Here is a 23,617-nt window from a genome sequence, read left to right on the forward strand (position 1 = left end):
GGGCAACCATGGATCTGTCGTTCATCTCACAGGCTCTCGGCGAGATCATCTCGCCGACCACGGCGGCCTACGCGCTCGCCGCACTCGGTCTTTCGATTCACTTCGGCTACACCGGGCTACTCAACTTCGGCCAGGCCGGCTTCATGGCCGTCGGCGGGTACTTCTTCGCCATCACGTCGAACACCTTCGGGGTGCCGTTCTTCGTCGGGCTGCTGTTCAGCATTCTCGGAGCCGTGCTCTTCGGGCTGCTGCTCGGCATACCGACGCTGCGCCTGCGCGCCGACTACCTCAGCATCGTGACGATCGCAGCCGCCGAGATCATCAGGCTGGTGGCCAAGACCCCCGAGCTCTCGTGGCTCACCGGCGGTTCGGCCGGCATGCAGAGCGGCTCCGACTCATTCCAGTCGCTCAACCCGATTCCCGTCGGCCTCTATGAGATCGGGCCGCTGACCTACACCGAAGAGGATCTCTGGACGATCATCTTCGCGTGGGTCGTCGTCGCCCTCTCGATGCTCTTGGTCTGGCGTCTGGTGCGCAGCCCCTGGGGCCGCGTGGTCAAGGCCATCAGAGAAGACGAGGATGCCGTTCGCTCGCTCGGCAAGAACGTCTTCGCCTACAAGATGCAGGTGCTGATTCTCGGCGGCGTGCTGGGCGGCCTCGGAGGCATGATCTTCGTGCTGCCGCGGTCGGTGCAGCCGGATAACTTCGGCACGCAGACGACGTTCTTCCTCTGGACGATCATGCTGCTCGGCGGCGCCGCCACGGTCTTCGGCCCCATCGTCGGCTCGATGATCTTCTGGGTGGTCATCGTCGCGACCGACGGCATCGTGTCGCTGCTGGTCAGCGAAGAGATCCTGCCGATCACCGGCGTCCAAGGCGGCCAGGTGCGCTTCATCCTCGTGGGCGTCGCGCTCATGCTGCTCGTGATTTTCAGACCCCAGGGTCTGTTCGGAAAGAAGTCGGAGGTGTACTTCAATGCCTGACACTCCCCTCACACCAGTGCCCGAGCCGCAGCCGTCAGATGCCACGGTGCACGCCGTCGGCGAGACGTCGCAGGGCGGTTCGACTGTGGCAGCCTCCTCAGGTGGCGCACGCCCGATCGCAGCAGAGCCCGCCGCGCCAGGATGCAAGAAGACCGACCCGATCGTCGTCGCAGACGACATCACCCGCTCATTCGGCGGCAACACCGCCGTCGATGTGGAGCACGTCGAGATTCCGCGCGGCGTCATCACCGCACTGATCGGCCCGAACGGCGCCGGCAAGACCACGCTGTTCAACCTGCTCAGCGGCTTTGACAAGCCGAACACCGGCCGCTGGTCGTTCGACGGCACCACGCTGTCGGGCATCCCCTCGTTCAAAGTGTCGCGTCTGGGGCAGGTTCGCACCTTCCAGCTGACCAAGTCGCTGGCGATGCTGAGCGTGCTCGAGAACATGAAGCTGGGCGCCAAGGATCAGCGTGGCGAGCACTTCTGGAGCGCCTTGTGGCCGCCGGCGTGGAAGAGCCAGGAGAAGGCGATCGAGGCGAAGGCCATGGGCCTGCTCGAGAAGTTCCTGCTTGACAAGAAGAAGGACGACTACGCTGCGGCGCTCAGCGGTGGGCAGCGCAAACTGCTCGAGATGGCGCGTGCGCTGATGAGCGACCCGCAGTTCGTCATGCTCGACGAGCCGATGGCGGGTGTCAACCCGGCGCTGACGCAGTCTCTGCTCGGTCACATCGTGCGGCTGAAAGACGACGGCATGACCGTGCTCTTCGTTGAGCACGACATGCACATGGTGCAGGCGATCGCCGACTGGGTGATCGTGATGGCGGAGGGCCGCATCGTGGCCGAGGGCGAGCCAGGTGTGGTCATGCAGGATCCAGCTGTGATCGACGCATACTTGGGATCGAACAAAGATCGCGACCTCGGTGAGGTGGTGGCCGAGATCCGCGCCGAGCACCGTGCGACCGAACGGCCGCAGGGCGGTGCGAGCACGGCATCCGGCGTTGACTCAGCACCGCACGCAACCGACGGTTCGCAGGTCGACGCGAGCACGGCATCCGGCGTTGACTCAGCAGACACCACCGAGGAGGACCCACGATGACCGAGCGCGTGCTTGAGACGAAGGATCTGGTCGCAGGTTACCTGCCCGGCGTGAACATTCTGAACGGGTGCAATACCTATGTCGAGCGGGGCGAACTCGTCGGCATCATCGGCCCGAACGGCGCTGGCAAGTCGACGTTGCTGAAGACAGTGTTCGGCATGGTGAGCGTGCGCTCGGGCAGCGTCGTGCTCGACGGGCGCGACATCACCGGTCTGAAGGCCGACAAGCTGGTGCGCGCCGGCGTCGGGTTCGTGCCGCAGACCGAGAATGTGTTTCCGAGTCTGACCATTCGCGAGAACCTCGAGATGGGGTGCTTTCAGAAGCCGAAGCTGTTCGGGCCGCGGCTGGAGTTCGTGACTTCGCTGTTCCCGGAGCTGTCGAAGCGTCTGGGGCAGCGTGCCGGCGGTCTCTCTGGCGGTGAGCGCCAGATGGTCGCGATGTCGCGGGCGCTGATGATGGATCCGAAGGTGCTGCTGCTCGACGAGCCCTCGGCGGGGCTGTCGCCGGTGCGGCAGGACGAGACGTTCCTGAATGTGGCGCGCATCAATGCCGCCGGGGTGTCGGTGATGTTGGTCGAGCAGAATGCGCGGCGCGCGCTGCAGATCTGCGACCGCGGATATGTACTCGATCAGGGCAAGGACGCCTACGTCGGACCTGGTCATATGCTGCTGAATGACCCGAAGGTGATCAAGCTGTACTTGGGCACCTTGGCCGAGGACCACACCGCGGGGTAGGCGTCGGGCGCGGTCGTCGCTGCATGTCCGGGCAGTAGCTGGGGGGGTAGCCGGGCGGTAGCCGGACGGTAGCTGGGCAATAGCTGGGGGTGGTTGGGTACAGTCTGGCTGGCATCGGTCGGTGGTGGCTGTGCACGCAGTCGACTGAGCAGGCGCGTGCTTTGCACACAGTCGACTGGGCAGCTGCAGCTTTGCACACACTCCCCCTGAGCAGCTGCAGGCTTTGCTCGCAGTAGGCCGCACAGCAGTGAACTCTTGCACGCGACCGACTCAGTGGTTGCAGCTTTACACACAGCCCCTGAGCAGCTGCAGGCTTTGCCCACAGTAGGCTGCACAACAGTGAACTCTTGCACGCGACCGACTCAGTGGTTGCAGCTTTACACACAGCCCCTGAGCAGCTGCAGGCTTTGCCCACAGTACGCCGCACAGCAGCTGCGACTCCGCAGTCAGGAGTACCGGCCGGCCAAGCATCCTCACCCAACAGGAGCATTTTGCCAAACAGGAGCATTTGCACCAAGCAGGAGCAGATTGAGGCTTTCTCCAGGTCCTGTTTAGTTCATTTGCTCCTCTTCGACGCATTTGCTCCTGCTCGGCAGAGGCGATGTCGAGCACCATGCGCGAATGCTCCGAATCCGACGCATCTCTACGGGCAAATGCTGGCCTCAAGACGTGGCAGCCCGCAGTCAGCTTCGCGCTGCCTGCACAGACCTTCATGATGATGAGGTGAGAGAACGAAGATGTGAGGCCTTTGCATGCTCATCGCCCAGGCAGCAGTGCCGATGTCGTCAGTGCCGCAACACAGAAATGGGGCCGCCCCGAAGGACGACCCCATCAGATCAAGTGCCTGCCGAGAGTCAGCTGGCCGAGACCTCTTCCTGACGCTTGAACGTCGTGGTGTTGTTCGCATCAGTGACCCCGTAGAACGAGATCGTCGCCTTGGTCACATCACCGTTGCCATCGAAGTCGATTGGCCCTGAGAAGCCGTCGTAGTCGATGTCCTTGCCATCTTTGATGAGCGCCGCGCAGTCCTTGAACGACGTGCACTTCTCGCCGCCTTCTGAGACCGACTGCAGGTTGTCTTTGATGGTGGTGCCGTCGGTCTTGCCGCCCTGCAGCGCCGCAAGCGCCGCGAGCACCGTCGCGTCGTACATCTCGGGTGCGTAGACGGTCGAAGTCAGAGAGCCACCGGCCTGCTGCTTGACGCGGTTGATGAAGTCATCGAGGCCCTCGTACGGACCGGGCTGCGAGAAGGTCGCCCCCTGGATTGAGGTGTCGCCTGACTTCATGATGCCGTTGTTGCCGTCTGTGCCGTACAGCTTGGCAAAGTCGAAACCGTTCGTCTGCAGAGTCTGCACAACACCCTTGAACTGGTCGAACGAGATGGCCACGAGAGCATCGGGGTTGCCGCTGATCGCCTGTGAAACCTCGCTCGAGATGTCCTTGGCAGCAGGATCGAACGACTGCTCCTTCGACACGGTGCCGCCCTCGGCCTCGATCGACGCCTTGACCGCATCCTTCAGCCCCGAGCCGTAGTCGTCGTTCATGAACAGAATCGCCACGTTCTTCTTGCCGTCGGCGACAATCTGCTTGCCGAGGCTCTTGCCCTGCAGCAGGTCAGAGGGAGCAGTCCTCCAGTAGTATCCGCCGTTGTCATCGATGTTCGTGAAGCTGGGCGAGGTGTTCGAAGCCGAGATCTGCACGACCTGACGCTTCGAGACCGTCGGCAGCACGTTCTTCGAGGCCGCCGAAGAGGCCGCACCGAGAATCACGGAGTTCTTCTCGATGAGTGACTTCGCCGACGTCGTCGCGGTGTCGGTGGTCGAGTCGCCCTCGTCTTTGATGTCGGTCTTGACAGTCAGCCCGGCGTCTGCGGCATTGATGTCTGACGACGCAAGCTCGATGGCTGCGGTAAGCGTCGGCCCCATGAACGACAACGAACCGGTCTGCGGCACCAGACCGCCGATGTTCAGGGTCGAGTCGTCACCACTGCCCGTCGAGCCTCCCGACTTCGCGCATCCGGTCAACGCGAGCGCTGCAACAGCGCCAATGGCGATGAACTGGGCTCCGCGTCGCATGAACGTCGACCCGAACTTCCGTGCGTTGGATTCTGTTGTCATATGTACTCCTGCTCCTTTGCATCGAGTTTTCCTCGTGCGCTCATGACGTTATGTGCGCAGAGTTACGCCAGTATATCCAAGTGTTTCGTCCTGATTTCGCCATGTCGTCGGCTACGCCCGAATGCGTTGGCGAGTCGTATATGTTCTGGGTCTGCGGATGCTTACCCGGCTAAGATTTCTTGCCTCACGCGCGAGGGCGAATCGGCACCCAAGAGGCACAGAACGCAGAAGCAGGCGGGGCGACGAGTACACAGCAGGGCGCATGCGCCAGCCGAGACACAGACGTGCAGACATACACGCAAGCAGGCAGGCGCAGGCACACAGGCCTCACAGACACACATGCTCACAGACACACAAAGGGCGGAGACGCCGAAGCATCTCCGCCCTCTGCACGGCGAGGCGCGCTCTGCACGCCTCAGCCGAAGAGTCTCAACCGTTCAGACTCGAGTGACCAGTCTCAGTCAACGATCGCGAGCAGATCGCGAGCCGACAGCACGAGGAAGTCCTCGCCGCCGAACTTGACCTCGGTGCCGCCGTACTTGCTGAAGAGCACCTTGTCGCCAACCTTGACGTCGACCGGGATGCGATTGCCCTTGTCGTCAACGCGGCCGGGACCCACAGCGACGACCTCAGCCGTGGTGGGCTTCTCTTTCGCGGTGTCGGGGATGACCAGACCTGAAGCAGTGGTCTGCTCCTGCTCGACCAGCTTGACAGCAACGCGATCTTCGAGTGGCTTGATGGAAACCGACACTTGTGACCTCTTCCTTTTCATCCATTTCATTGGACTGAATGAACACAACTGAGGCACCCTCCATGGGTGCAATTAGAACTGTAGCCACGTGTTAGCACTCGTGCAACCCGAGTGCTAATCGTCGTCACACGAACCCGTGTCAGCGGCTCGTGCCACAATTGCAGCGTGACTCCCGAAGACGCCCGCACCTTACTCACGCCAGAAGCGCTCGCGCTGCTCGACAGCCTCCCACCGCTCGAGTCGCCCGAAGACGTGCTGCGCATCTCGACCCGCCTGCATAAAGAGGGCATCGCTCCGGCGCTGATCGCCGCCGCGCTCACTCAGGCAAAGCTGCGCCGCCGTGCTCGGGCCAAGTTCGGCGAGTTCAGCGACCGCATGCTGCTCACCGAAGACGGCGTGCAGCAGGCTACGCGGCTGCCCGTCGCAGCAGCGCATGCCTCTCGACTGACACGAGCCGGCATCCGCCGAGTGGCTGACCTGGGGTGCGGCATCGGCGCTGATTCGCTTGCCTTCGCCGCCGCCGATGTGGATGTTCTGGCCGTCGACGCCGACCCGGTCACCGCCGCCTTCGCGGGCTTCAATCTCGCGCCCTGGCCGAACGTGCGGGTGCGACAGGCGCGGGCCGAAGACGTCGATCTCGCACGAGAGATCGGCGGCCTCAGTGACAACCACTCGCTCGATGAGACCTCGTCAGACGGTCGCGACGACAGCGCAGAGAGGTGCTCTGACAGCGGCCGCGCAGCAGATGACAGCAATGCACGCAGCAGCCGCGAGGCAGACGGCGGCACTGACATGAGACGCGATTCGGGCAGCAGCAATGCACGCAGCAGCGATGCACACAGCCGCACACAAGGTCAGTGCACTGGCGCAGTGTTTCTCGACCCGGCTCGGCGCGTCGCAGAGACCTCTGGCAGTACGTCGCACGAACACGCACACAACCGTGCCCCAGGGCGCGGGCGCGGATCGCACCGCACGTGGAACCCCGAGCAGTTCTCCCCCAGTCTCGACTGGGTGTTCGAGGTCGCACACCAGTGGCCGACCGGCGTCAAACTCGGGCCGGGTCTGCCCCACGAGCTGATCCCATACGACGCCGAGGCCGAGTGGGTCTCTGACAACGGCAATGTCGTCGAGGTGTCGCTCTGGTTCGGCGCCCTGACCGAGCAACCCGGAGCGCGCAGCGCGCTGCTGCACGACGACACCGGCTGGCACCGCATCGTCAGCGACGGCAGCGACCCACAGGTGGGGTCACTGCAGCGCTGGCTCTACGAGCCCGACGGAGCGGTCATCCGAGCGCGTGCATTGGGCACCCTCGCACAGCAGCACAACCTCTCGACGATCGACGAGACGATCGCCTATCTGACCGGCTCAGAGCGCGTTGAGAGTCCGTTCATGCGCGGGTTCGAGGTGCTCGACGACCTGCCGTTCGACGAGCGCAAGGTGAAGGCCCGACTCGTCGAGCTGGGAGTTCCCCGGGTGACGGTGAAGAAGCGCGGTGCCGATATCGACCCCGCCGCGCTGGCCAAACAGTGGAACAGACAGCTCGGCAAGGCACTGGGCAAGAGTGACTCCAACGCCACGATCATGACGGCAAACGAACAGGCCGACAGCGGCCCAGCAGACAGATCTGCCGGTGCTGACGCTGCAGACGAGTCAGGCACGACAACGACATCGGCGGGGCCGACGGATCGATCAGGCCGGACGACCGGCGAGGCCATCGTGTTCGTCACACGAGTGGCCGGCCGTCACCGGGCGATCATCGCTCGCCGCGCCTGAGCGTACGAGCAGAGAAGAGCACGACTGCTCCGCCGACCAGAGCCAGCGAACCGAAGACCGCGAGCGGCTGCAGAAGTGCAGCGGATGCTCCGGTCGCTGCGAGCGCGCCCTGGCCGTCGGTCGTCGCCTCTGTCTGCTGCTGAGTCTGCGACTGCTGCCGGTTCTGCGACAGGTCAGCGCCTGCTGCCGGCGTCTTCGCTTGGTCTTGACCGTCTGGCGCGGTGTCTTGGCCATCTGGCAGGAGCGTACCTGCGTCGGCACCCTCATCAGGTTTCTTACCCGAGACGGTGAGCTTCGCGCTGCCGACCAGACCGCTGTCTGCAGCCGTGGAGTCGAGGCCGCGCAGCCACGCCTGCAGCTCATGCTCCCCAGCGGCGAGCCCCTGCGGCAGGGTGACCTGCGCGGTGAAACGGCCCGCATCGTCAGTGACCACCGTGCCGAGCACGGTCGGGTCGGAGTGCACCTCGAGCGCCAGCGGCGAGTTCGTGACGAATCCGCTACCGGTGATCGTCACCGCAGCGCCCGACGCGAAGCCGGCAACGGCATCCGTCTGCGATGTCGTCGACTCAGCCGCACCCGCGGCACCCGCCACATGTCCAGCTGCACCGGCAGCCGCGCGGCTGGGCGTCGCCACGATCGTCAGCTTGCCGGTTACCTTGGTCTGGTCGGCGAGCGTCGCGGCCTGATCAGGATCAATTCCCTGCGTGCGCAGCGCGGCACGATGCTGCAGCATGTAGGCGATCTTGCCGGGCTTCTCTTCAGCGTAGGGCACACTCAGATCGCCGAAATCTCCCTTCGTAGCTTTCTTGCCGTTGTTCCACTGGCTCAGTCGTCCGAGGTCTTTCGCGGTGAATCCGCCCGGCATCGATTCGCTGTCGGCGAGCGCGACCTGTCGTTCAGTCATGGCTTTCACAGTCGTCAGCGCAGTATCGGCGTCAGCATCCCACCCGGTGAGGCTGCCTGTCTCGCCGCGCACCCCGAACTGGCCGTCACGCAGCCATTGTCCCCAGTAGAACTCCTGGAAAGGAATCGTGCCTGCCGTGTAGCCGATATCGCGGCCGAAGTAGAGCAGGCTGCGGTACTCGTCGTTCTCGAAGCTGCGCAGCCCGACCGTGGTCGGCAGCATCTTCGGCTCGATCGACCTGCCGTTCGCGTCCTGCAGCCACGTCCATTTGTTGGCCTTCATGACGTTCCAGAACTCGGCGGGCGTCTTGTCACTGAGGTTGCCGAGCACTTTGAGTCGGACGTGAATGTTCATGCCGCCGTCAGCCGTCAGCTCTGCGAACGAGGTGAGTGTGTGGTGCCCGTCGGTGAGGTACAGGCTGCCACCGGGGCCGATCACGACGGTCTTCATGGCTGCGGTGCTGTCTTCGGTCTCGGCTCCCAGTGCGATCTCGCAGGTGAAGCTCGTCGGGTCGTCAAGCCGGGCACCGGCGGGTGCCGCTTTGGCCTCGCCCTGTCCGTTGGTCTCGCACCAGTCGTCGAACTTCTTGTTGAGCTTGCCGCGCGCTTCGTCTTTTCCCTGCGTGTAGCGGCCGAGCTTGTAGTACACCTCGTCGTAGCCCAGCGACGGCTGCGTCGGATGCACATCGCCGATGCGCACATCGACCAAATCGCCCGGCTTCGCGGCGAGGTAGCCGGTGCGATCCGGCGCCGACGAGACGATGTGCCCGCCCTGCACGTCTGCCGCAGGCTCAGCCGCCGCGGCGATGGTCGTGCCGATCACACCGGCAGCAGCGCCGCCAGAGATGAAAGCCGCCGCAGCCAGCGTGGCGAGCAGACGCCCGATCACAGAGCGTGCTGCCCGGCTCGGCCGGCGAGCGCCTGTCGCGTGGGTCGGCTGGGCGATGATGCCCGCATCGGGATGCGATGGTGCGGCTGGTGGGCGGATCGTCATTGCGCTCTCTCTGCCGCGCGTCACACACGCACCGGCTCCGAGAGCATAAGTTAGCCGAGTGAGCGCGGTTCAGCCGCGCAGTGAACGTTCCGTGAACACACGGCGATCCCGAATCTGCGTGTGGCGTCACACATTCAGATTGTCGAGCTCGTCTCGCAGCTGATTGAGCTGATCCGGCGGCACGACGCCATTCAGCGACGAGGGGTCGTTCATCAGCATGATCACCAGGATGATGCCCAGAATCAGAAATAGCAGCCCCACGGCGACGGTGATGTACCCCATGATGAGGCCCGCGAGCCCCATGCCGCGGCCTCGTTCGCCGCGCCGCTTGATCTGGCTCAGACCGATGTGCCCGGTGATGATCGCGACGATGCCCGGCAGACCGATCAGCTGAAAGAACGTGACGACAGAGAGCAGGCCGCAGATCAGGCTGATGATCGAGAGCACGTTGGTCTTCGCATTCGGCAGCACCGAGCTGCCTTGGGGCGAGAAGCGCTGGGCAGGCACCGGCGTGCCGTACGGGTTCTGCTGCCCGTACTGCCCCGGCTGCCCGTACGGGTTCTGCTGCCCCGGCTGGCTCTGACCAGGCTGCCCGTACTGCCCGTACTGTCCGTACTGCGGCTGCCCGACGGGCTGCTGCCGCGGATCCTGCTGCCACCCCTGCTGATCATTGCCAGCGGGCTGTGTCTCGGCGTCGTAGCCGGGCGCGTACTGCCCGTACTGCGGCGCCGGACGCGGGCGCGACAGCGCCTGATCGCCAGGCGTGCCCGATGCCGCCGCAGCGTCGTCTCGAGGTGAGCTGTTCGGGGTGTTCTCGCTCATGTGCATCCTTTCGAGGCCGATGCCTCGTCGGTTCTCTGGGTCAGTCTATGCGCGCTGCGATTCTGAGCGGCGCACATGGGCCGCGGGTGCTGATCTGTGCCAAGTGATGGTGACGCCAGCCTAGCCTCGCGGTGCGACGTAGGCGTCGGTCACCGGCAACGTCGAATCGGCCCCGAAGTCAAACCCGGTCGGCGGTTTTCCGGCCATCACCAGCTGCGCGCCGAGCGAGGCGATCATCGCGCCGTTGTCTGTGCAGAGCGACAGTGCCGGAATACGCAGACTCACGCCGGCATCCGCCGCACGCTCGGTCGCCACCTGACGCAGACGGGCGTTCGCGACCACGCCGCCGCCCAGCAGCAGTCGCGGCACGCCGTGGTCAGCGCAGGCCTTCAGCGCCTTGGTGACCAGCACGTCGACGACGGCCTCCTGAAAGCTCGCCGCGATGTCGGCGACCGGCAGTCCGGTCTCGGCCGCCGCGCGCGCGGCATCGTCGAGTTCGCCGCCCACCTGCTGCGCCTCCGCCTGCGAGACCCAGCGGGCCACGGCGGTCTTCAGCCCCGAGAACGAGAAATCGTACGGATGCCGACGCAGGTCTTTCGCCGTGCTCAGGCCGCGAGGAAAACGGATGGCCTTCGGGTCGCCCGCCTCGGCCGCTCGCTGGATGCGCGGGCCTCCTGGGTAGCCGAGACCCAGCAGGCGTGCGGTCTTGTCGAAGGCCTCGCCTGCCGCATCGTCGATGGTCTCGCCGAGCAGCTCGACGTCGTCGACCAGGTCGCGCACGAGCAGCAGCGACGTGTGCCCGCCCGAGACGAGCAGGGCGATCGTCGGAGTCTCGAGGTGACCGCTGTCGAGAATCTCGGCGCCGACATGGCCGACGAGGTGGTTCACCGCATAGAGCGGTTTGCCGCTGCCGAGCGCGAGGCCCTTGGCCGCCGAGACGCCGACCATGAGAGCGCCGGCGAGCCCCGGGCCGCTCGTGACGGCGATCGCATCGACGTCGTTCATGGTGATGCCTGCGGTCTCAAGCGCCTGACGCAGCGTCGGGCCGAAGGCCTGCACGTGCGCGCGAGCCGCGACCTCGGGCACCACGCCGCCGAAGCGTGCGTGCTCCTCCATCGACGAGGCGACGGTGTTGGCCAGCAGGGTCGTGCCCTGCACGATTCCCACGCCGGTCTCGTCGCATGAGCTCTCGATGCCGAGCACGATGGGAGCGTCTGCTGCAGGTTTCGCAGGAGGCACAGCTGCCCCCGCAGAAGCTGCAGAGAGTATGGGTTCAGTCATTCGAGACTCCAAGTCTGCTGACGGTCTGGTTCACTGCCTCGTCGCGATCTGTGGGCTGTGCGGCAGTCGGTCCTGCTGCGTGCGCATCTGCTGAGCTCAGAGCCCGAGCGGCGGACCAACGGTGCAGGTCGAGCCGCATCACGGTCGCATCCTCACCATCAGGCTGGTAGTAGCGCGGACGCGTACCGATCACGCCGAAGCCCTCGCTCTCATAGAGTCTGCGAGCGACGGAGTTGTCTGCGCGTACCTCGAGAAAGAGCTGGTGCGCTCCCCTGGCTCTGGCCGTGGTGGCGAGGGCGGTCAGCAGGCGGCGGCCGATTCCCAGCCCGCGTGCTGCGGCATCCACCGCGATGGTGAGCACGTCGGCGTCTGATGCCCCGCGAGCCGCGAGCACCGCTGCGAACCCGAGTATCTCGGTCTCGTGCGACTCCGCACGCCGCTCGGCCACCCACACGGGGCTGTCCGGGCTCGCGACTGTCTCGGCGAGCATCGTCGGAGTCCACGGGTCGTCGGGAAAGCTCGCCTGCTCGATGCGGCTGATCGAGGTGAGATCGGCCGTCATCGCCTCGCGCAGTGTCACGCCGTTCTGAGACGCTGCGGGCAGGGCGGTCTCGACCCGGGCCACCTCGTCCACGGTCAGAGCACCTGCTTGGGCTTCGCGCGGCCCACGTCAGGCTGGCGCACGTAGATGGGGTCGGTGCCGCGCTGGTCGAGGCCTGCCTCGTGCCGCAGCCAGGCGATACGGCCGAGGCCGGCAGCCGACACGTTCGGCGACATGACGACCTGTTCGCAGGTCTCTGGCCAGGTGTTGGGCTCGGTTCGGGCGGCACGGGTCTCATGCGGAATGCCATGCTGGTCAAGGCAGTCGTACTCGGTCACGAAGACCTCATGGCGACGCGCGTCGGTAGCCACCGAGATGGGGCAGGGCTCAGCTGGAGCGAGCGCATCGACGGCGACGGCGTCATGACTGGGCACGCCGACGACCGGGCAGCCGACGCCTGCGGCGAACCCGACCCCAGCGGCGATGCCGACGCGCAGACCGGTGAAGGGGCCCGGGCCGACGCCCACCACTACGAGGTCGATCTCTTCTGCGGCGACGTCTGCCTCGTCGAGAGCCTCAGTGACGAGCGCACCCACGGCCTCGGCGTGCCCGCGGGTGTTCTGGTCGTCGCGCACAGCGATCGGAGTGCCGTCGCGCAGCAGCGCGATGCTGGTGCCGGCAGAGGTGTCGAGGGCGAGGATGATCATACGGCCTTCGATTCTACCCGTGCGGCGAGGTCGTGCGCACTGCGAGGCCCACGCGCTGCGATGATCACGGTGCGGGTCTGCGGTGCGGCAAAGAGATCGTCGGCGTCGTTCGACGCTTCGGCGGATGCTGCCTCGCCATCGTCGCCGGGTGCGGCTGTGGGGTCGTCGGGTCCGTCCTCCTCAGGGATCAAGTCGATCGACACCCAGCTGTCGGCGAGCTGCCCGACCCAGTCTCGCCCCCACTCGATGACGGTGGCCGAGCCTTCGAGATCGAGGTCGAGATCGTCCAGCTCGATGCCGCTGGTGAGGCGGTAGGCGTCGACGTGTACGAGTGGCGCGCCGCCGACCTGTGAGGGATGCGTGCGAGCGAGCACGAACGTGGGACTGGTCACCGGACCGCGCACGCCGAGGCCTTCGCCGAGCGAACGGGTCAAGGTGGTCTTGCCTGCGCCGAGCGGGCCGTTCAGCACGAGCAGATCACCGCGCTGCATGATCGAGCCGATGCGGCGACCGAGGTCTGCGATGTGCTGCTCGTCGACGCCGTGCAGCGTCGCGATGATGTCACACACCGTGGGCCTGACTGCGGTCTGCGGTACCGAGACGACTTTCGGCATCGCCCTCGGCCGCACTGGCACGAGCCGTGTCGTTCTGATCCACACCGTCCTGGTCGACATACACACGCTGCGGACGATCGCCGATGCGGGTCACGATCTCGTAGTTGATCGTTCCAGCAGACTCGGCCCAGAGCGTCGCCGAGGGCTCGCCGCGTTCGGGGTCACCGAGAATGACCGCTTCGTCGCCGATGTGCACGTCGTCGTCGCCCACGTCGATCACGAACTGATCCATCGCGATGCGTCCGGCCACGGGATAGATCTTGCCTCCGACAAGCACGCCGCCACCCTCTGACGCCTGGCGCGGCAGACCGTCTGCATAGCCGAAGGGCACGAGAGCGAAGGTGGTCTCGCGCGGGGCCCGGTAGAGGTATCCGTACGATGCCGGAGTTCCCTCGGGCACACGTTTGATCTGCGCCACCTGCGTCGAGACGCGCATCACCGGTGTGAGCCCGAGGTCGGCACTCGTGCGCTCGTCGGGCGACAGCCCGTACGAGCCGATGCCGATGCGAACCATGTCATAGCGGGCCTCGGGGCGGTCGAGCGCGACGCCGGTTGCGGCGATGTGCCGCAGACGCGGGTGGATGCCGTACTCGGCTGCCGTTTGCAGGGCGTCGTCGAACACGCGCAGCTGGTCGGTGTCGTCGTCGACGCTGGTGTTCGACAGGTGCGACATCATGCCTTCGACGTCGATCTGACCGGCGGACTGGAGCCGGGCTGCGGTCTCGAAGAAGTGCGGCCACTGTGCACGCGTGGCACCGTTTCGGCCCAGGCCTGTGTCGATGGCGAGATGCACGGTGCGCGCCCCTGCGGCTGCCGCAGCCTCGATCTGATCAGCGGTCGAGAGACCAAGTGTGATGTTGTGGCGCGCGGCATCGGTGAAGTCGGTGCCGGGCAGGTGCAGCCAGGCGATGATCGGTTTGCCGATGCCTGCTTTGCGGAGTCGCAGCGCCTCTTCGAGCGAGACCACGCCCAGATACGAGACGTCTGTCTGGTCAGCGACCTTGGCGAGTTCGACGGCGCCGTGTCCGTATGCGTTGGCCTTGAGCACGGCGAGCACTTTCGCGGGCTGCACCCGCTGCAGAATGGTCTCGAGGTTATGCCGGTAGGCTGCGCGATCGACGCGCACCTCTTGCAGAGAAGTCATGAACTCTATTGTCGCACTGCCGTGGACTGGTGAAGACATTTTCTCTCCGTCTGCGACGACATCCTTCGCCCCGCAGCGGCCGACTCTCGGCGGGGTTAGCCCAATGGCTCCCCGACGCCTCAGCCCAGCGTCTCAGCGACCACGAACGCCTGGGCCACCGGTGCGTCGTGCGTCAGCGACACGTGCAGGTGCAGCCCCCGGCTTTGCACATGCGAGGCGATCGCCCCCGTCAGCTCGAACCGAGGGGCACCATGGGCATCATTCAGCACTGAGATGTCTGCGAAACGAAAACCTCGCACACCGCCGCCCAGCGCTTTGATCAGGGCCTCTTTCGCGGCAAAGCGAGCCGCCAGCTGCTCGGGACGCAGGCCCTTCTTCACCTGCGGAGGATGCAGCCCGACCGTTCCAGCATCCGTCGTCTCTTGATCTCGGTCGCCGCTCTGGCCGTCTGCACCACGAGGCTCGCCTGCACCACGAGGCTCGCCTGAACTCCGAAGCTCGAGAGGCGAGAACAGACGATCACGCAGCCTTGGGGTGCGCTGCAGATGCTCGGCAAACCGATCGAGGTTGACCGTGTCGATGCCGATGCCTGCGATCATGGCGTATGCCTGCAGCCGCTACTCGACCGTGACCGACTTCGCGAGGTTGCGCGGCTGGTCGACGTCGAGCCCCTTTGCCTCGGCGAGCTCCATGGCGAACACCTGCAACGGCACCACTGCCACGAAGGGCTGCATCAGCGCGGGCACCAGCGGCAGTGCGATGACCTCGTCAGCAAAGGGCAGCACCGCTGTGTCGCCCTTCTCGGCGATCGCCAACACGCGAGCGCCGCGAGCGCGGATCTCCTGAATGTTCGAGATGACCTTGGCGTGCAGCACAGGCGACTCGCGCGGGCTCGGCACCACGACGAACACCGGCAGGCCGGGCTCGACCAGCGCGATCGGCCCGTGCTTGAGCTCACCCGCGGCGAACCCCTCGGCGTGAATGTAGGCGAGTTCCTTGAGCTTGAGCGCGCCTTCGAGCGCAACCGGGTAGTCCACATGGCGGCCCAAGAAGAGCACCGCACGGGTGTCTGCCATCCAGTGGGCCAGGTTCGGAATGACCTTGCTGGCCTCAACCGCCTCGGCGATCGCCGGCTGCAGCTGTGCGAGCTGCTCGGTGATCTCGGCGACATCATCGCCGGTCAGCGTGCCGCGCACCGCAGCCAGGTGCAGCCCGAAGACATAGAGCGCCGCGATCTGAGCCACGAACGCCTTGGTCGAGGCGACGGCGACCTCGGGGCCGGCATAGGTGTAGATGACGCCGTCAGACTCACGTGGAATCGTCGCCCCCTGGGTGTTGCAGATCGAGAGCGTCTTGGCCCCCTGCTCGCTGGCCCAGCGAATGGCCATCAGTGTGTCCATAGTCTCGCCCGACTGCGAGATCGAGATGACCAGCACACGGTCGTCGAGAATCGGGTCGCGGTAGCGGAACTCATGCGAGAGTTCGACGCTGACCGGCACGCGGGTCCACTGTTGCAGAGCATAGGCCGCGGTCTGGCCGGCGTACGACGCAGTGCCGCAGGCCACGATGATGATGCGGTCGATGTGTCTCAGCAGGTCGGCATCCACCCCACCCAGCTGGTCGACGACCACGTGCCCGTCGGCGATGCGGCCGAGCAGCGTGTTGGCGACGGCCTCGGGCTGCTCGGAGATCTCTTTCGCCATGAAGCTCTTCCAGCCGCCCTTCTCGGCTGCTGTGGCATCCCACTCGACCTCGAAGGGTTCGGGCTCGACTGAGTTGCCCTCGAAGTCGGTCACGTCGATCGAGTCGGCGGTGATGATCGCGATCTGATCCTGGCCGATCGCATAGGCGTGTGTCGTGAACTCGACGAACGCGGCGACGTCTGAGGCGAGGAAGTTCTCGCCGGTGCCGCGGCCGATCACCAGCGGCGAATTTCGACGGGCGCCGATCACGGTGCCCGGCTGGTCTTGGTGCACGGCGAGCAGTGTGAAGGCGCCTTCGAGACGCTGCACTGTGGCGAGAAATGCCTGGTACAGATCGCCCGTGCGACGGTACTCGCGGCCGAGCAGCACGGCTGCGACCTCGGTGTCGGTCTCTGAGATGAACTCGTACCCCTCGTCGACGAGCTCCTGCTTGAGCTGCGCAAAGTTCTCGATGATGCCGTTGTGAATCACGGCGAGGCGGCCGTCGTCACCCAGGTGCGGGTGTGCGTTCACGTCTGTGGGGCCGCCGTGGGTCGCCCACCGAGTGTGACCGATGCCGGTGCTGCCAGCCTCCAGCGGAGCATCCTCGATCGAGTCGACCAGATTCTGCAGCTTGCCGGCGCGCTTGCGCACACCGAGCGTGCCGTCTTCGGCGACGATCGCGACGCCTGCCGAGTCGTAGCCGCGATACTCGAGCCGGCGCAGGCCGTTGAGCAGAACGTCAAGGGTGTTTCCGGGGCCGACATAGCCGATGATTCCGCACATGGTGCAAATCTTACGGCATGGCCGAGAGGCATCTGCGCAGTCTGATGTCGGCCCCACCCTGCCGCGGTGGCGGTGGGGATGCGATCGCGCCTGGCAGCGGAGGCTGCGGTCGAAGAATGCTGAGATGTGCGGGAACGCTCGCAGGTGAGGCATGATGGAGGTCATGCCAGCCAATGACGCCAAGACGGCTGCGGCCGTCGAAGAGCGTGTCTCGCCTGCCGCTGCCACCGAAGAGCGGCCTTCGCCGTTCTGGCAGATTCCACGCCACTCGTGGTCAGAACTCGCTCCGAAAGTGCCGAACCCGCTGACAGCAAGCGAGGTACAGGCGCTGCGCGGGCTGGGCGATCCGCTCGATCTGCGTGAGGTCGCCGAGGTCTACCTGCCGGTGAGCCTGCTGCTGAAGAACTTCGTGGTGAACCGGCAGGGGCTCAATAACCGACTGCAGAACTTTCTGCGCACCCGTGGCAGCGGCACGCCCTTCGTCATCGGCGTCGCCGGCTCGGTCGCCGTCGGCAAGTCGACGGTGGCCCGCCTGCTGCGCGAGCTGCTGTCGCGTTGGGGCGAGATCGACAGCGTCGATCTGGTCACCACCGACGGATTCCTGATGCCCAACGCCGAGCTCGAACGCCGTGGGCTGCTCGCACGCAAGGGCTTTCCCGAATCGTACGACCGCCGTGCGCTGCTGCGCTTTCTCAGCCAGGTGAAGAGCGGTGCCCCCGAGGTGCGTGCGCCGCAGTACTCACATGTGAAGTACGACATCGTGCCCGGCGAAGAGATCGTCGTGCGCCGCCCCCAGGTGCTCGTTTTCGAGGGGTTGAACGTGCTGCAGACGCCGAGCGACAGCGCGCAGGCCGCAGTGAGCGACTACCTCGACTTCGGCGTCTACGTCGATGCGCGCACCAACGACATCGAGCGGTGGTACATCGACCGGTTTCTCAAGCTGCAGGCGAACGCCTTTGACAGCCCCGACGCCTATTTCAAGAAGTATGCCGGGCTCAGCCCTGACGAGGCGACCGAGGTCGCCGACCGCATCTGGCGCACGGTGAACCTGCCGAATCTGCGGCAGAACATCGCGCGCACGAGGTCTCGCGCCGACCTGATTCTCGAGAAGGCGGCCGATCACACGGTGAATCGGGTACTGCTGCGCAAGCTGTAGTCGGTGCGGATGCGGGTGCGGCAGCGGGCTGCCGGGCAACGCATCAGGCGAGGCCGTAGCTGCGAGGCAGCGCGTCGGCCCACTGCGCACGCATACGAGTTCGGATCTCTTCGTCAGGCTGCGGCTCGAAACGGCGACCGAGCTCGGTCAGCTCACGCAGCTCGTCAAGGTCATGCCACACCCCCACAGCGAGGCCCGCGGCATAAGCCGCGCCGAGCGCCGTCGTCTCGAAGGTCGTGAGCCTCTGCACAGGCACACCGAGCAGATCGGCCTGCATCTGCATGAGCAGGTCGTTCGTGCTCGCCCCTCCGTCGACGCGCAGCTCGCTGATCTCACGCCCCGATGCCTCGACCACGTCGGCGCTCTGATGCGCGATCGCTTCGAGTGCGGCACGCGCGATGTGCGCCTTGGTGACATAGCGTGTCAGCCCGACGATCACGCCGCGCGCGTCGGGCCTCCAGTACGGAGCGAACAGCCCGCTGAACGCCGGCACGATCACCACCCCGCCGTTGTCGTCGACCTCTTTCGCGAGCGCCTCGATGTCGGCGGCGTCGTCGAAGAAGTCAAGGTTGTCGCGCAGCCACTGCACCAGTGAGCCGGTCACCGCGATCGATCCCTCAAGCGCATAGCTGGGCGCCTGCCCGTCGAGCTGGTAGGCGATGGTGGTGAGCAGACCGGCAGCCGAGTCGATCACCGGTTCGTCACCCGTGTTGACCAGCAGAAAGCTGCCGGTGCCGTACGTGTTCTTCGCGTCTCCCGGGCGGGTCGCCGTCTGCCCGAAGGCCGCTGCCTGCTGGTCGCCGAGGATGCCTGCGATCGGCACCCCGTCGAGTGCAGGCGGCAGCCCGGCCGCGGCGGCGTCGACGCTGCCGAAGACATGCGACGAGGGGTGCACCTCGGGCAGCATGCGCCGAGGCACGTCAAAGCCGGCGAGCGCATCGTCGCTCCAGTCGAGGTCGAGCGCGTCGAAGAGCAGCGTCCGCGAAGCATTCGTCACATCAGTGGCATGCACCGTGCGCTCGCCGTGCGCTCCACCGGTGAGGTTCCAGAGCACCCAAGTGTCCATCGTGCCGAAGAGTGCATGACCGGCCTCGGCGGCTTCGCGCAGCCCTCTGACGTGTTGGAAGAGCCACAGCAGTTTGGTCGCCGAGAAGTACGGATGCACCGGCAGCCCGGTGATCTCGCGCAGCCCGTCGACGCCGATTCGGTCGATGATGCGATCGACCAGCGGCTGCGAGCGAGTGTCCTGCCACACGATCGCATCGTGCAGCGGTTCGCCGGTCTCCGGGTTCCAGACCAACGTCGTCTCACGCTGATTCGTGATGCCGATCGCCGCAGGAGGGCGACCGCTCATCGCCTCGACGACCTCGCCGACCACCGTGCACGTGTTGTGCCAGATCTGCCTGGCATCCTGCTGCACCCAGCCTGGTTCGGGAAAGACCTGATCATGCTCGCGCTGCGCGACGGCGAGCGCATGGCCGACCGCGTCGAAGGCGATCGCGCGGGTGCTCGTGGTGCCCTGATCGATCGCCAGCAGATACTGCTGCGCTTTGCCGGTCACTCGGGCCTCGCAGATCGTCGTGGGTCTTTGGCAACGGCCTCATCTGCAGAGTCGTGCCTCACTGCGTCTGTTTCCTGTGCCGGGCCAGAGGATGGAACGTCTGCCTCAGATGCAGAGAAGTCTTCGTCTTCGCCGATACCGGTGTGGGCGGTGGCCTCAAGGTAGCCAGAGACCTCGCGCAGACGCTGCTTCTCGCTCCAGCCGAGCTGCGCGGCCATCAGCCGAGAGACCTGACCGACCGCAGCAGCACCGCGATCGGGGTACTCGATGCTGAGACGGGTGCGGCGTTCCATCACATCGTCAAGGTGCAGCGCCCCCTCGTTCGTCACCGCATAGACGACCTCTGCCTTCAGGTACCCGGGAGCGCCCTCAAGCTCGTCCGAGAGCTCAGGCTCGACGCCGATGAGCTCGAGCACGTCGTAGAGCAGCGTGCCGTACCGGTTGATCAGCCGGTTGACCCGCCACGTGGGCCAGCCGTGAATGCGCGAGATCTCGGCCCGCTTCGCGGTGATCGCATCGAGTCCGCGAGCACCGAGCAGTGGCGTCTGCTTCGTTCTTGACGGCTTCTTGCGCGCCTTGCTCGGCCCGAGTGCGAAGTTCACCGCGTCTTCGGCCATCACCCGATAGGTGGTCAGCTTGCCACCCGCGATCACGGTGAGTCCGGGCGCCGGTGAGGCCACCGTATGCTCGCGCGAGACCTTGGTCGACGCAGTTCCGGCTTTGGTGCCGGGCTGCAGCAGCGGTCGCAGACCGGCATACGTGCCCACGACATCCTCACGGGAGATCGGATCGACGAGCAGCTCGTTGACATGACCGATCAGATAGGCGATGTCGTCCTCGGTGGCGACCGGTCGGGCATAGTCACCGGTGTACGGAGTGTCGGTCGTGCCGATGATCCAGCGGTCTTTCCACGGAATCACGAAGAGCACGCTCTTCTCAGTCTGCGAGATGATGCCGGCGTGCCCGGGAATGCGTTCGCGCGGCACGACGATGTGCACGCCCTTCGACGCGAGCACTTTGAGCCCGCCGCTGGTGCCGCTCAACGCCTCGGTCTGCTCGGTCCAGACACCGGTGGCGTTGATCACGTTCTTCGCACGCACACTGAAGGTCTGACCGCTCTCACGATCGAGCACTTCGGCGCCACGCACGCGATCGAACTCGTCAGTGGTCAGTGCGGTGACCTGGGCCCGGTTGATGGCCCGCGCCCCGAAGTGCGCAGCGGTGCGCACCAGCGTCGAGACCAGTCTGGCGTCGTCGATGCGGGCGTCATAGTAGCGGATGCCGCCGGCGAGCTGGGTCTCGTCCAGTCCGGGAAACAGATCGTGCAGACTGCGCCTCGTGAGATGTCTGTGGCCAGGCACGGCCGGAGTGCCGCCCAGCCAGGCCATGCTGTCGTAGAGGGTGATGCCGCTGCCTACGTAGGCACGCTCGGTGACGGCTTTGTGCAGCGGATAGATGAACGGCACCGGCACCGACAGATGCGGAGCGATGACACGCAGCAGCAGATTTCGTTCGAGAATCGCCTCGTGCACCAGCGCGAAGTCGAGCATCTCAAGATAGCGAAGCCCGCCGTGCAGCAGTTTGCTCGACCAGCTCGACGTGCCCGATGCCCAGTCGTCCGCCTCGACGATGCCGACTTTCAGCCCACGCGTCGCAGCATCCAGTGCGATGCCCGCACCGGTGACGCCTCCCCCGATCACGAGCACGTCCAGAGTCGAGTCGCTGACGGTCTCGATTGCCTGCTGTCTGGTCTGCGCGTTCAGGATGCTGCTCACCGTGCTCCCCTCGTCGTACGGCCACAGCTGCGACCGTCTCGGTGCTGCCGAGTTGGAGTGGTTGGCGGCACCCTTTCCAGTGTAGGGGTCTTGTTCCGCTCCAGACTGTGACCGTTCTGAACGACGAAGCGCATCCAGCGGTTCACGCATCGTCGCACCGAGCGCCAGCAGCTGTCATTCGTGCACTATCGGGGCGATTGGATGAGTCTGACCCGATCACGCTCGTCTCGGATGACCGGGTTGTTGGGGATCTTCTCGGCGAGATGATCAAGCGTCTGCAGCGCACCGCTCAGGTCTCCCGTCTGCTCCTGACCGACCGCCAGCGCACGCTCGGCCAGACTCATCTCTGGCACTCGAGACAGTGCGCGCTTCGCCCAGTCAAGCGTCAGTTGTGCCGCGACGGGGTCTGCGCTGCTCGCACGACTCGAATATCGCTGGGCCGCGATGAGCGAGATGTCGACATCCCACGGACGCAGACGTTCCGCCTTGCGATACTCTTGCTCGGCCAACGCATAGTTCGCTCGGTTCACCGCAAGCTGCGCGGTGCGCAACGACTGCTCCGCGGCCGTGTTCACTCCCATCCAGAGGGTCCAACATCCCAGAAGCGCGACCACGACGATACGTGACACGTTATTCTCGAGCAGCCCCGTCGGCCGCGAACGTCGTGCGTGCTTCAGCCGCGTCGAGCGCCGATCAGGCACGAACACCGACCACCAGCGCCGATCGTCTGCGCCCACGCCGGATATCGGAACGCTCAGCGCGGCACCCACCAGCACCGACATCAACAGGGTGTTGCCTGCCGAGGTGAAATGAGTGAGCAACGCGGCCAGGTAGCCCAGTACCGCCGCAGCGACCGAGACCTGCATCGCATACGTGCCTGCGACATCCACAGTTCCGTCTGTGGCAGCTCGTGGAGCCCGCCGCAGTTCAGTCGTCCACGGACGCCGGAGTTGACGGCGACGCCCCCTTCTCGGATCGCTCTGATGATAGAGCGCCGATGAAAATCGCAGGACGTGCACGGCACATGTGACGACCAAGACGATGGCCCAGACGAGCAGAGGCAGTCCACCGATCACTGAGACCTGCAGCAGCCAGTTGTGAGGAGAGTCAAGTGTGATGTAACCGCCCACGTTCTGGTACCAGTGGGCATTCAGGTAGGTGGGCGCGAGTTCGACGAATCCGTTGGCTCCTACCCCGGCCCACGGGTGGTCCCGAACCATTCGCAGCGTCGACTCAGAGATGTCCATGCGATCCGAGACGGTCTTGACCGCGAAGGCTGAGGTGCCGAGCAGTCGGGCGCGAGTCAACGGCACGAGAAGTGCGACTGCAGAGATTCCCGCTGCGATCAGCGTTCCTGGCAGGATGATTGGCCGAAGCACGGGCCGCCCCGCACAAAGCCGCCGCCACACGACGGTCACAGCCGCGAAGACGGCTGACACAGCAAGTGCCAGAAAGGCAGCACGCGATGCCGAGCGAATCACCAGCAGCACCGCACACACGCATCCAGAGACCAGCAGCGCCGCATACGCCCAAGCCCAAATCGTCCGTCGATCTCTGCGCGGACGAGCAGACGCCTGTCGCCCTCCCCCGTGGCCGCCATGCAATGCCTGACGCACGGACTGCCCTGCCGGCACGAACAGCATGACGACGATCACTGCTGCGATGACGCCGAGGTCCGTGGCGTTGCCGAGGAGTGAACCAGGTCGCGCAACATCGGTCGGAACAAGAGAGTGCGAAGTGAGCTGTGAGAGCGCCACCACACCAGTCGCCAAAGAACAGACGGCCAGAGCCTGCCAGAGCGAGCGACGCACCTTCGGAGAAGCGCCTGGGCCGATCACTCGGGCTCCCGCCCAAACCGCTGCTGCGTATACGGGCACAGCGACGATGCCTTCGTATCGGGGATAGCGGCCGAACAGCTGAGCACTCGTGTCGTTCCCGAGGCTGACCCCGATCAGGAGGATGCCCGCACCAGCAGCGATCAGTGGCACGACGAACGCAGGAAGCCGGCCTGTGGCCGGGGTAAGCGCCGAGAGCAGAACGGCCGCGCACATCATTGTGAGCTTCGGCAGTACCCACCGATTGTCGGCGCTCGGCAGAAAGACGAACTGCGAGACGACGAGCAGCCACACCGCACCGTGCGCAGACAGATTCGCGCGCTCGCCCCAAAACCTCGAGGCGAGCGCGCGAATCATGG

General features: G+C 65.4%; 19 protein-coding genes. 5 read left to right on the top strand and 14 right to left on the bottom strand.

Translation table 11 applies throughout. The annotated features are described in order from the left end of the window. Nucleotides 1-8 precede the first annotated feature (8 nt). The 3 genes from F8O06_RS11910 to F8O06_RS11920 are packed head-to-tail and all read left to right on the top strand — an operon-like array spanning nucleotide 9 to nucleotide 2,816. Nucleotides 9-983, top strand: a complete 975-nt coding sequence (locus tag F8O06_RS11910; RefSeq protein WP_158030858.1) for a branched-chain amino acid ABC transporter permease — start codon at nucleotides 9-11, stop codon at nucleotides 981-983. Further along, nucleotides 976-2,082: an ABC transporter ATP-binding protein gene (locus tag F8O06_RS11915; protein ID WP_158038765.1), complete on the top strand. Its 1,107-nt coding sequence runs from the start codon at nucleotides 976-978 to the stop codon at nucleotides 2,080-2,082. Before F8O06_RS11910 ends, F8O06_RS11915 begins: the two co-directional genes overlap by 8 nt. Further along, complete coding sequence (locus tag F8O06_RS11920; RefSeq protein ID WP_158030856.1) at nucleotides 2,079-2,816, top strand: ABC transporter ATP-binding protein; 738 nt, start codon at nucleotides 2,079-2,081, stop codon at nucleotides 2,814-2,816. The genes F8O06_RS11915 and F8O06_RS11920 overlap by 4 nt, the downstream gene beginning before the upstream one ends. An 854-nt stretch (nucleotides 2,817-3,670) precedes the next feature. On the opposite strand, the gene F8O06_RS11925 is transcribed toward F8O06_RS11920, so the two are convergent. Together F8O06_RS11925 and groES are read right to left on the bottom strand one after the other, a co-directional pair. After that, nucleotides 3,671-4,933: an ABC transporter substrate-binding protein gene (locus F8O06_RS11925; RefSeq protein ID WP_158030855.1), complete on the bottom strand. Its 1,263-nt coding sequence runs from the start codon at nucleotides 4,931-4,933 to the stop codon at nucleotides 3,671-3,673. Between the two features lie 457 nt (nucleotides 4,934-5,390). Next, nucleotides 5,391-5,684, bottom strand: coding sequence for a co-chaperone GroES (gene groES / locus F8O06_RS11930; RefSeq protein ID WP_158038766.1), 294 nt, complete (start codon nucleotides 5,682-5,684; stop codon nucleotides 5,391-5,393). A 165-nt stretch (nucleotides 5,685-5,849) separates the two neighbouring features. Between groES and F8O06_RS11935 the strand changes: the two genes are divergently transcribed. Further along, complete coding sequence (locus F8O06_RS11935; RefSeq protein WP_158038767.1) at nucleotides 5,850-7,457, top strand: class I SAM-dependent methyltransferase; 1,608 nt, start codon at nucleotides 5,850-5,852, stop codon at nucleotides 7,455-7,457. Here F8O06_RS11935 and F8O06_RS11940 read toward each other — a convergent pair. The 9 genes from F8O06_RS11940 to glmS all read right to left on the bottom strand — a co-directional run bounded on the left by F8O06_RS11940 (nucleotide 7,438) and on the right by glmS (nucleotide 16,931). Then, nucleotides 7,438-9,354 carry a ParB/Srx family N-terminal domain-containing protein gene (locus F8O06_RS11940; protein ID WP_158038768.1) on the bottom strand — a complete coding sequence of 639 codons (1,917 nt, stop codon included), beginning with the start codon at nucleotides 9,352-9,354 and terminating at the stop codon, nucleotides 7,438-7,440. The two genes, F8O06_RS11935 and F8O06_RS11940, sit on opposite strands and share 20 nt — an antisense overlap. A 126-nt stretch (nucleotides 9,355-9,480) precedes the next feature. Then, nucleotides 9,481-10,176 carry a DUF4190 domain-containing protein gene (locus F8O06_RS11945; RefSeq protein ID WP_158038769.1) on the bottom strand — a complete coding sequence of 232 codons (696 nt, stop codon included), beginning with the start codon at nucleotides 10,174-10,176 and terminating at the stop codon, nucleotides 9,481-9,483. A 120-nt stretch (nucleotides 10,177-10,296) separates the two neighbouring features. Continuing rightward, nucleotides 10,297-11,457 carry a tRNA (adenosine(37)-N6)-threonylcarbamoyltransferase complex transferase subunit TsaD gene (tsaD, locus tag F8O06_RS11950; RefSeq protein ID WP_158038770.1) on the bottom strand — a complete coding sequence of 387 codons (1,161 nt, stop codon included), beginning with the start codon at nucleotides 11,455-11,457 and terminating at the stop codon, nucleotides 10,297-10,299. After that, a complete protein-coding gene (gene rimI, locus F8O06_RS11955; RefSeq protein WP_225733507.1) occupies nucleotides 11,450-12,091 on the bottom strand; it encodes a ribosomal protein S18-alanine N-acetyltransferase in 642 nt (213 codons plus the stop codon). Before rimI ends, tsaD begins: the two co-directional genes overlap by 8 nt. Nucleotides 12,092-12,093: 2 nt before the next feature. Further along, nucleotides 12,094-12,705: a tRNA (adenosine(37)-N6)-threonylcarbamoyltransferase complex dimerization subunit type 1 TsaB gene (gene tsaB, locus F8O06_RS11960; protein WP_158030850.1), complete on the bottom strand. Its 612-nt coding sequence runs from the start codon at nucleotides 12,703-12,705 to the stop codon at nucleotides 12,094-12,096. After that, nucleotides 12,702-13,274: a tRNA (adenosine(37)-N6)-threonylcarbamoyltransferase complex ATPase subunit type 1 TsaE gene (tsaE, locus tag F8O06_RS11965; protein ID WP_225733508.1), complete on the bottom strand. Its 573-nt coding sequence runs from the start codon at nucleotides 13,272-13,274 to the stop codon at nucleotides 12,702-12,704. Before tsaE ends, tsaB begins: the two co-directional genes overlap by 4 nt. Further along, nucleotides 13,267-14,463 carry an alanine racemase gene (gene alr / locus F8O06_RS11970; RefSeq protein ID WP_158038772.1) on the bottom strand — a complete coding sequence of 399 codons (1,197 nt, stop codon included), beginning with the start codon at nucleotides 14,461-14,463 and terminating at the stop codon, nucleotides 13,267-13,269. The genes tsaE and alr overlap by 8 nt, the downstream gene beginning before the upstream one ends. A gap of 119 nt (nucleotides 14,464-14,582) precedes the next feature. Further along, nucleotides 14,583-15,062 carry a holo-ACP synthase gene (locus F8O06_RS11975; protein ID WP_158038773.1) on the bottom strand — a complete coding sequence of 160 codons (480 nt, stop codon included), beginning with the start codon at nucleotides 15,060-15,062 and terminating at the stop codon, nucleotides 14,583-14,585. Nucleotides 15,063-15,080: 18 nt separating this feature from the next. Then, entirely contained in the window at nucleotides 15,081-16,931 is a 1,851-nt protein-coding gene (glmS, locus tag F8O06_RS11980; protein WP_158038774.1) for a glutamine--fructose-6-phosphate transaminase (isomerizing), read from the bottom strand. Nucleotides 16,932-17,094: 163 nt separating this feature from the next. Between glmS and coaA the strand changes: the two genes are divergently transcribed. Further along, a complete protein-coding gene (coaA, locus tag F8O06_RS11985) occupies nucleotides 17,095-18,087 on the top strand; it encodes a type I pantothenate kinase (RefSeq protein ID WP_158038775.1) in 993 nt (330 codons plus the stop codon). 43 nt (nucleotides 18,088-18,130) lie between these two features. Here coaA and glpK read toward each other — a convergent pair whose 3' ends face one another. The 3 genes from glpK to F8O06_RS12000 form a co-directional block, all read right to left on the bottom strand. After that, nucleotides 18,131-19,648 (bottom strand): glycerol kinase GlpK, encoded by a 1,518-nt coding sequence (gene glpK / locus F8O06_RS11990; RefSeq protein WP_158038776.1) that lies wholly within the window; start codon nucleotides 19,646-19,648, stop codon nucleotides 18,131-18,133. Beyond that, nucleotides 19,645-21,423, bottom strand: a complete 1,779-nt coding sequence (locus F8O06_RS11995) for a glycerol-3-phosphate dehydrogenase/oxidase (RefSeq protein WP_225733509.1) — start codon at nucleotides 21,421-21,423, stop codon at nucleotides 19,645-19,647. Before F8O06_RS11995 ends, glpK begins: the two co-directional genes overlap by 4 nt. Before the next feature lie 185 nt (nucleotides 21,424-21,608). Further along, complete coding sequence (locus F8O06_RS12000) at nucleotides 21,609-23,615, bottom strand: O-antigen ligase family protein (protein WP_158038778.1); 2,007 nt, start codon at nucleotides 23,613-23,615, stop codon at nucleotides 21,609-21,611. Between the last annotated feature and the right edge of the window lie 2 nt (nucleotides 23,616-23,617).

The sequence above is a fragment of the Pseudoclavibacter sp. CFCC 14310 genome, from assembly GCF_008831165.1.
Classification (GTDB): Bacteria; Actinomycetota; Actinomycetes; order Actinomycetales; family Microbacteriaceae; genus Pseudoclavibacter_A.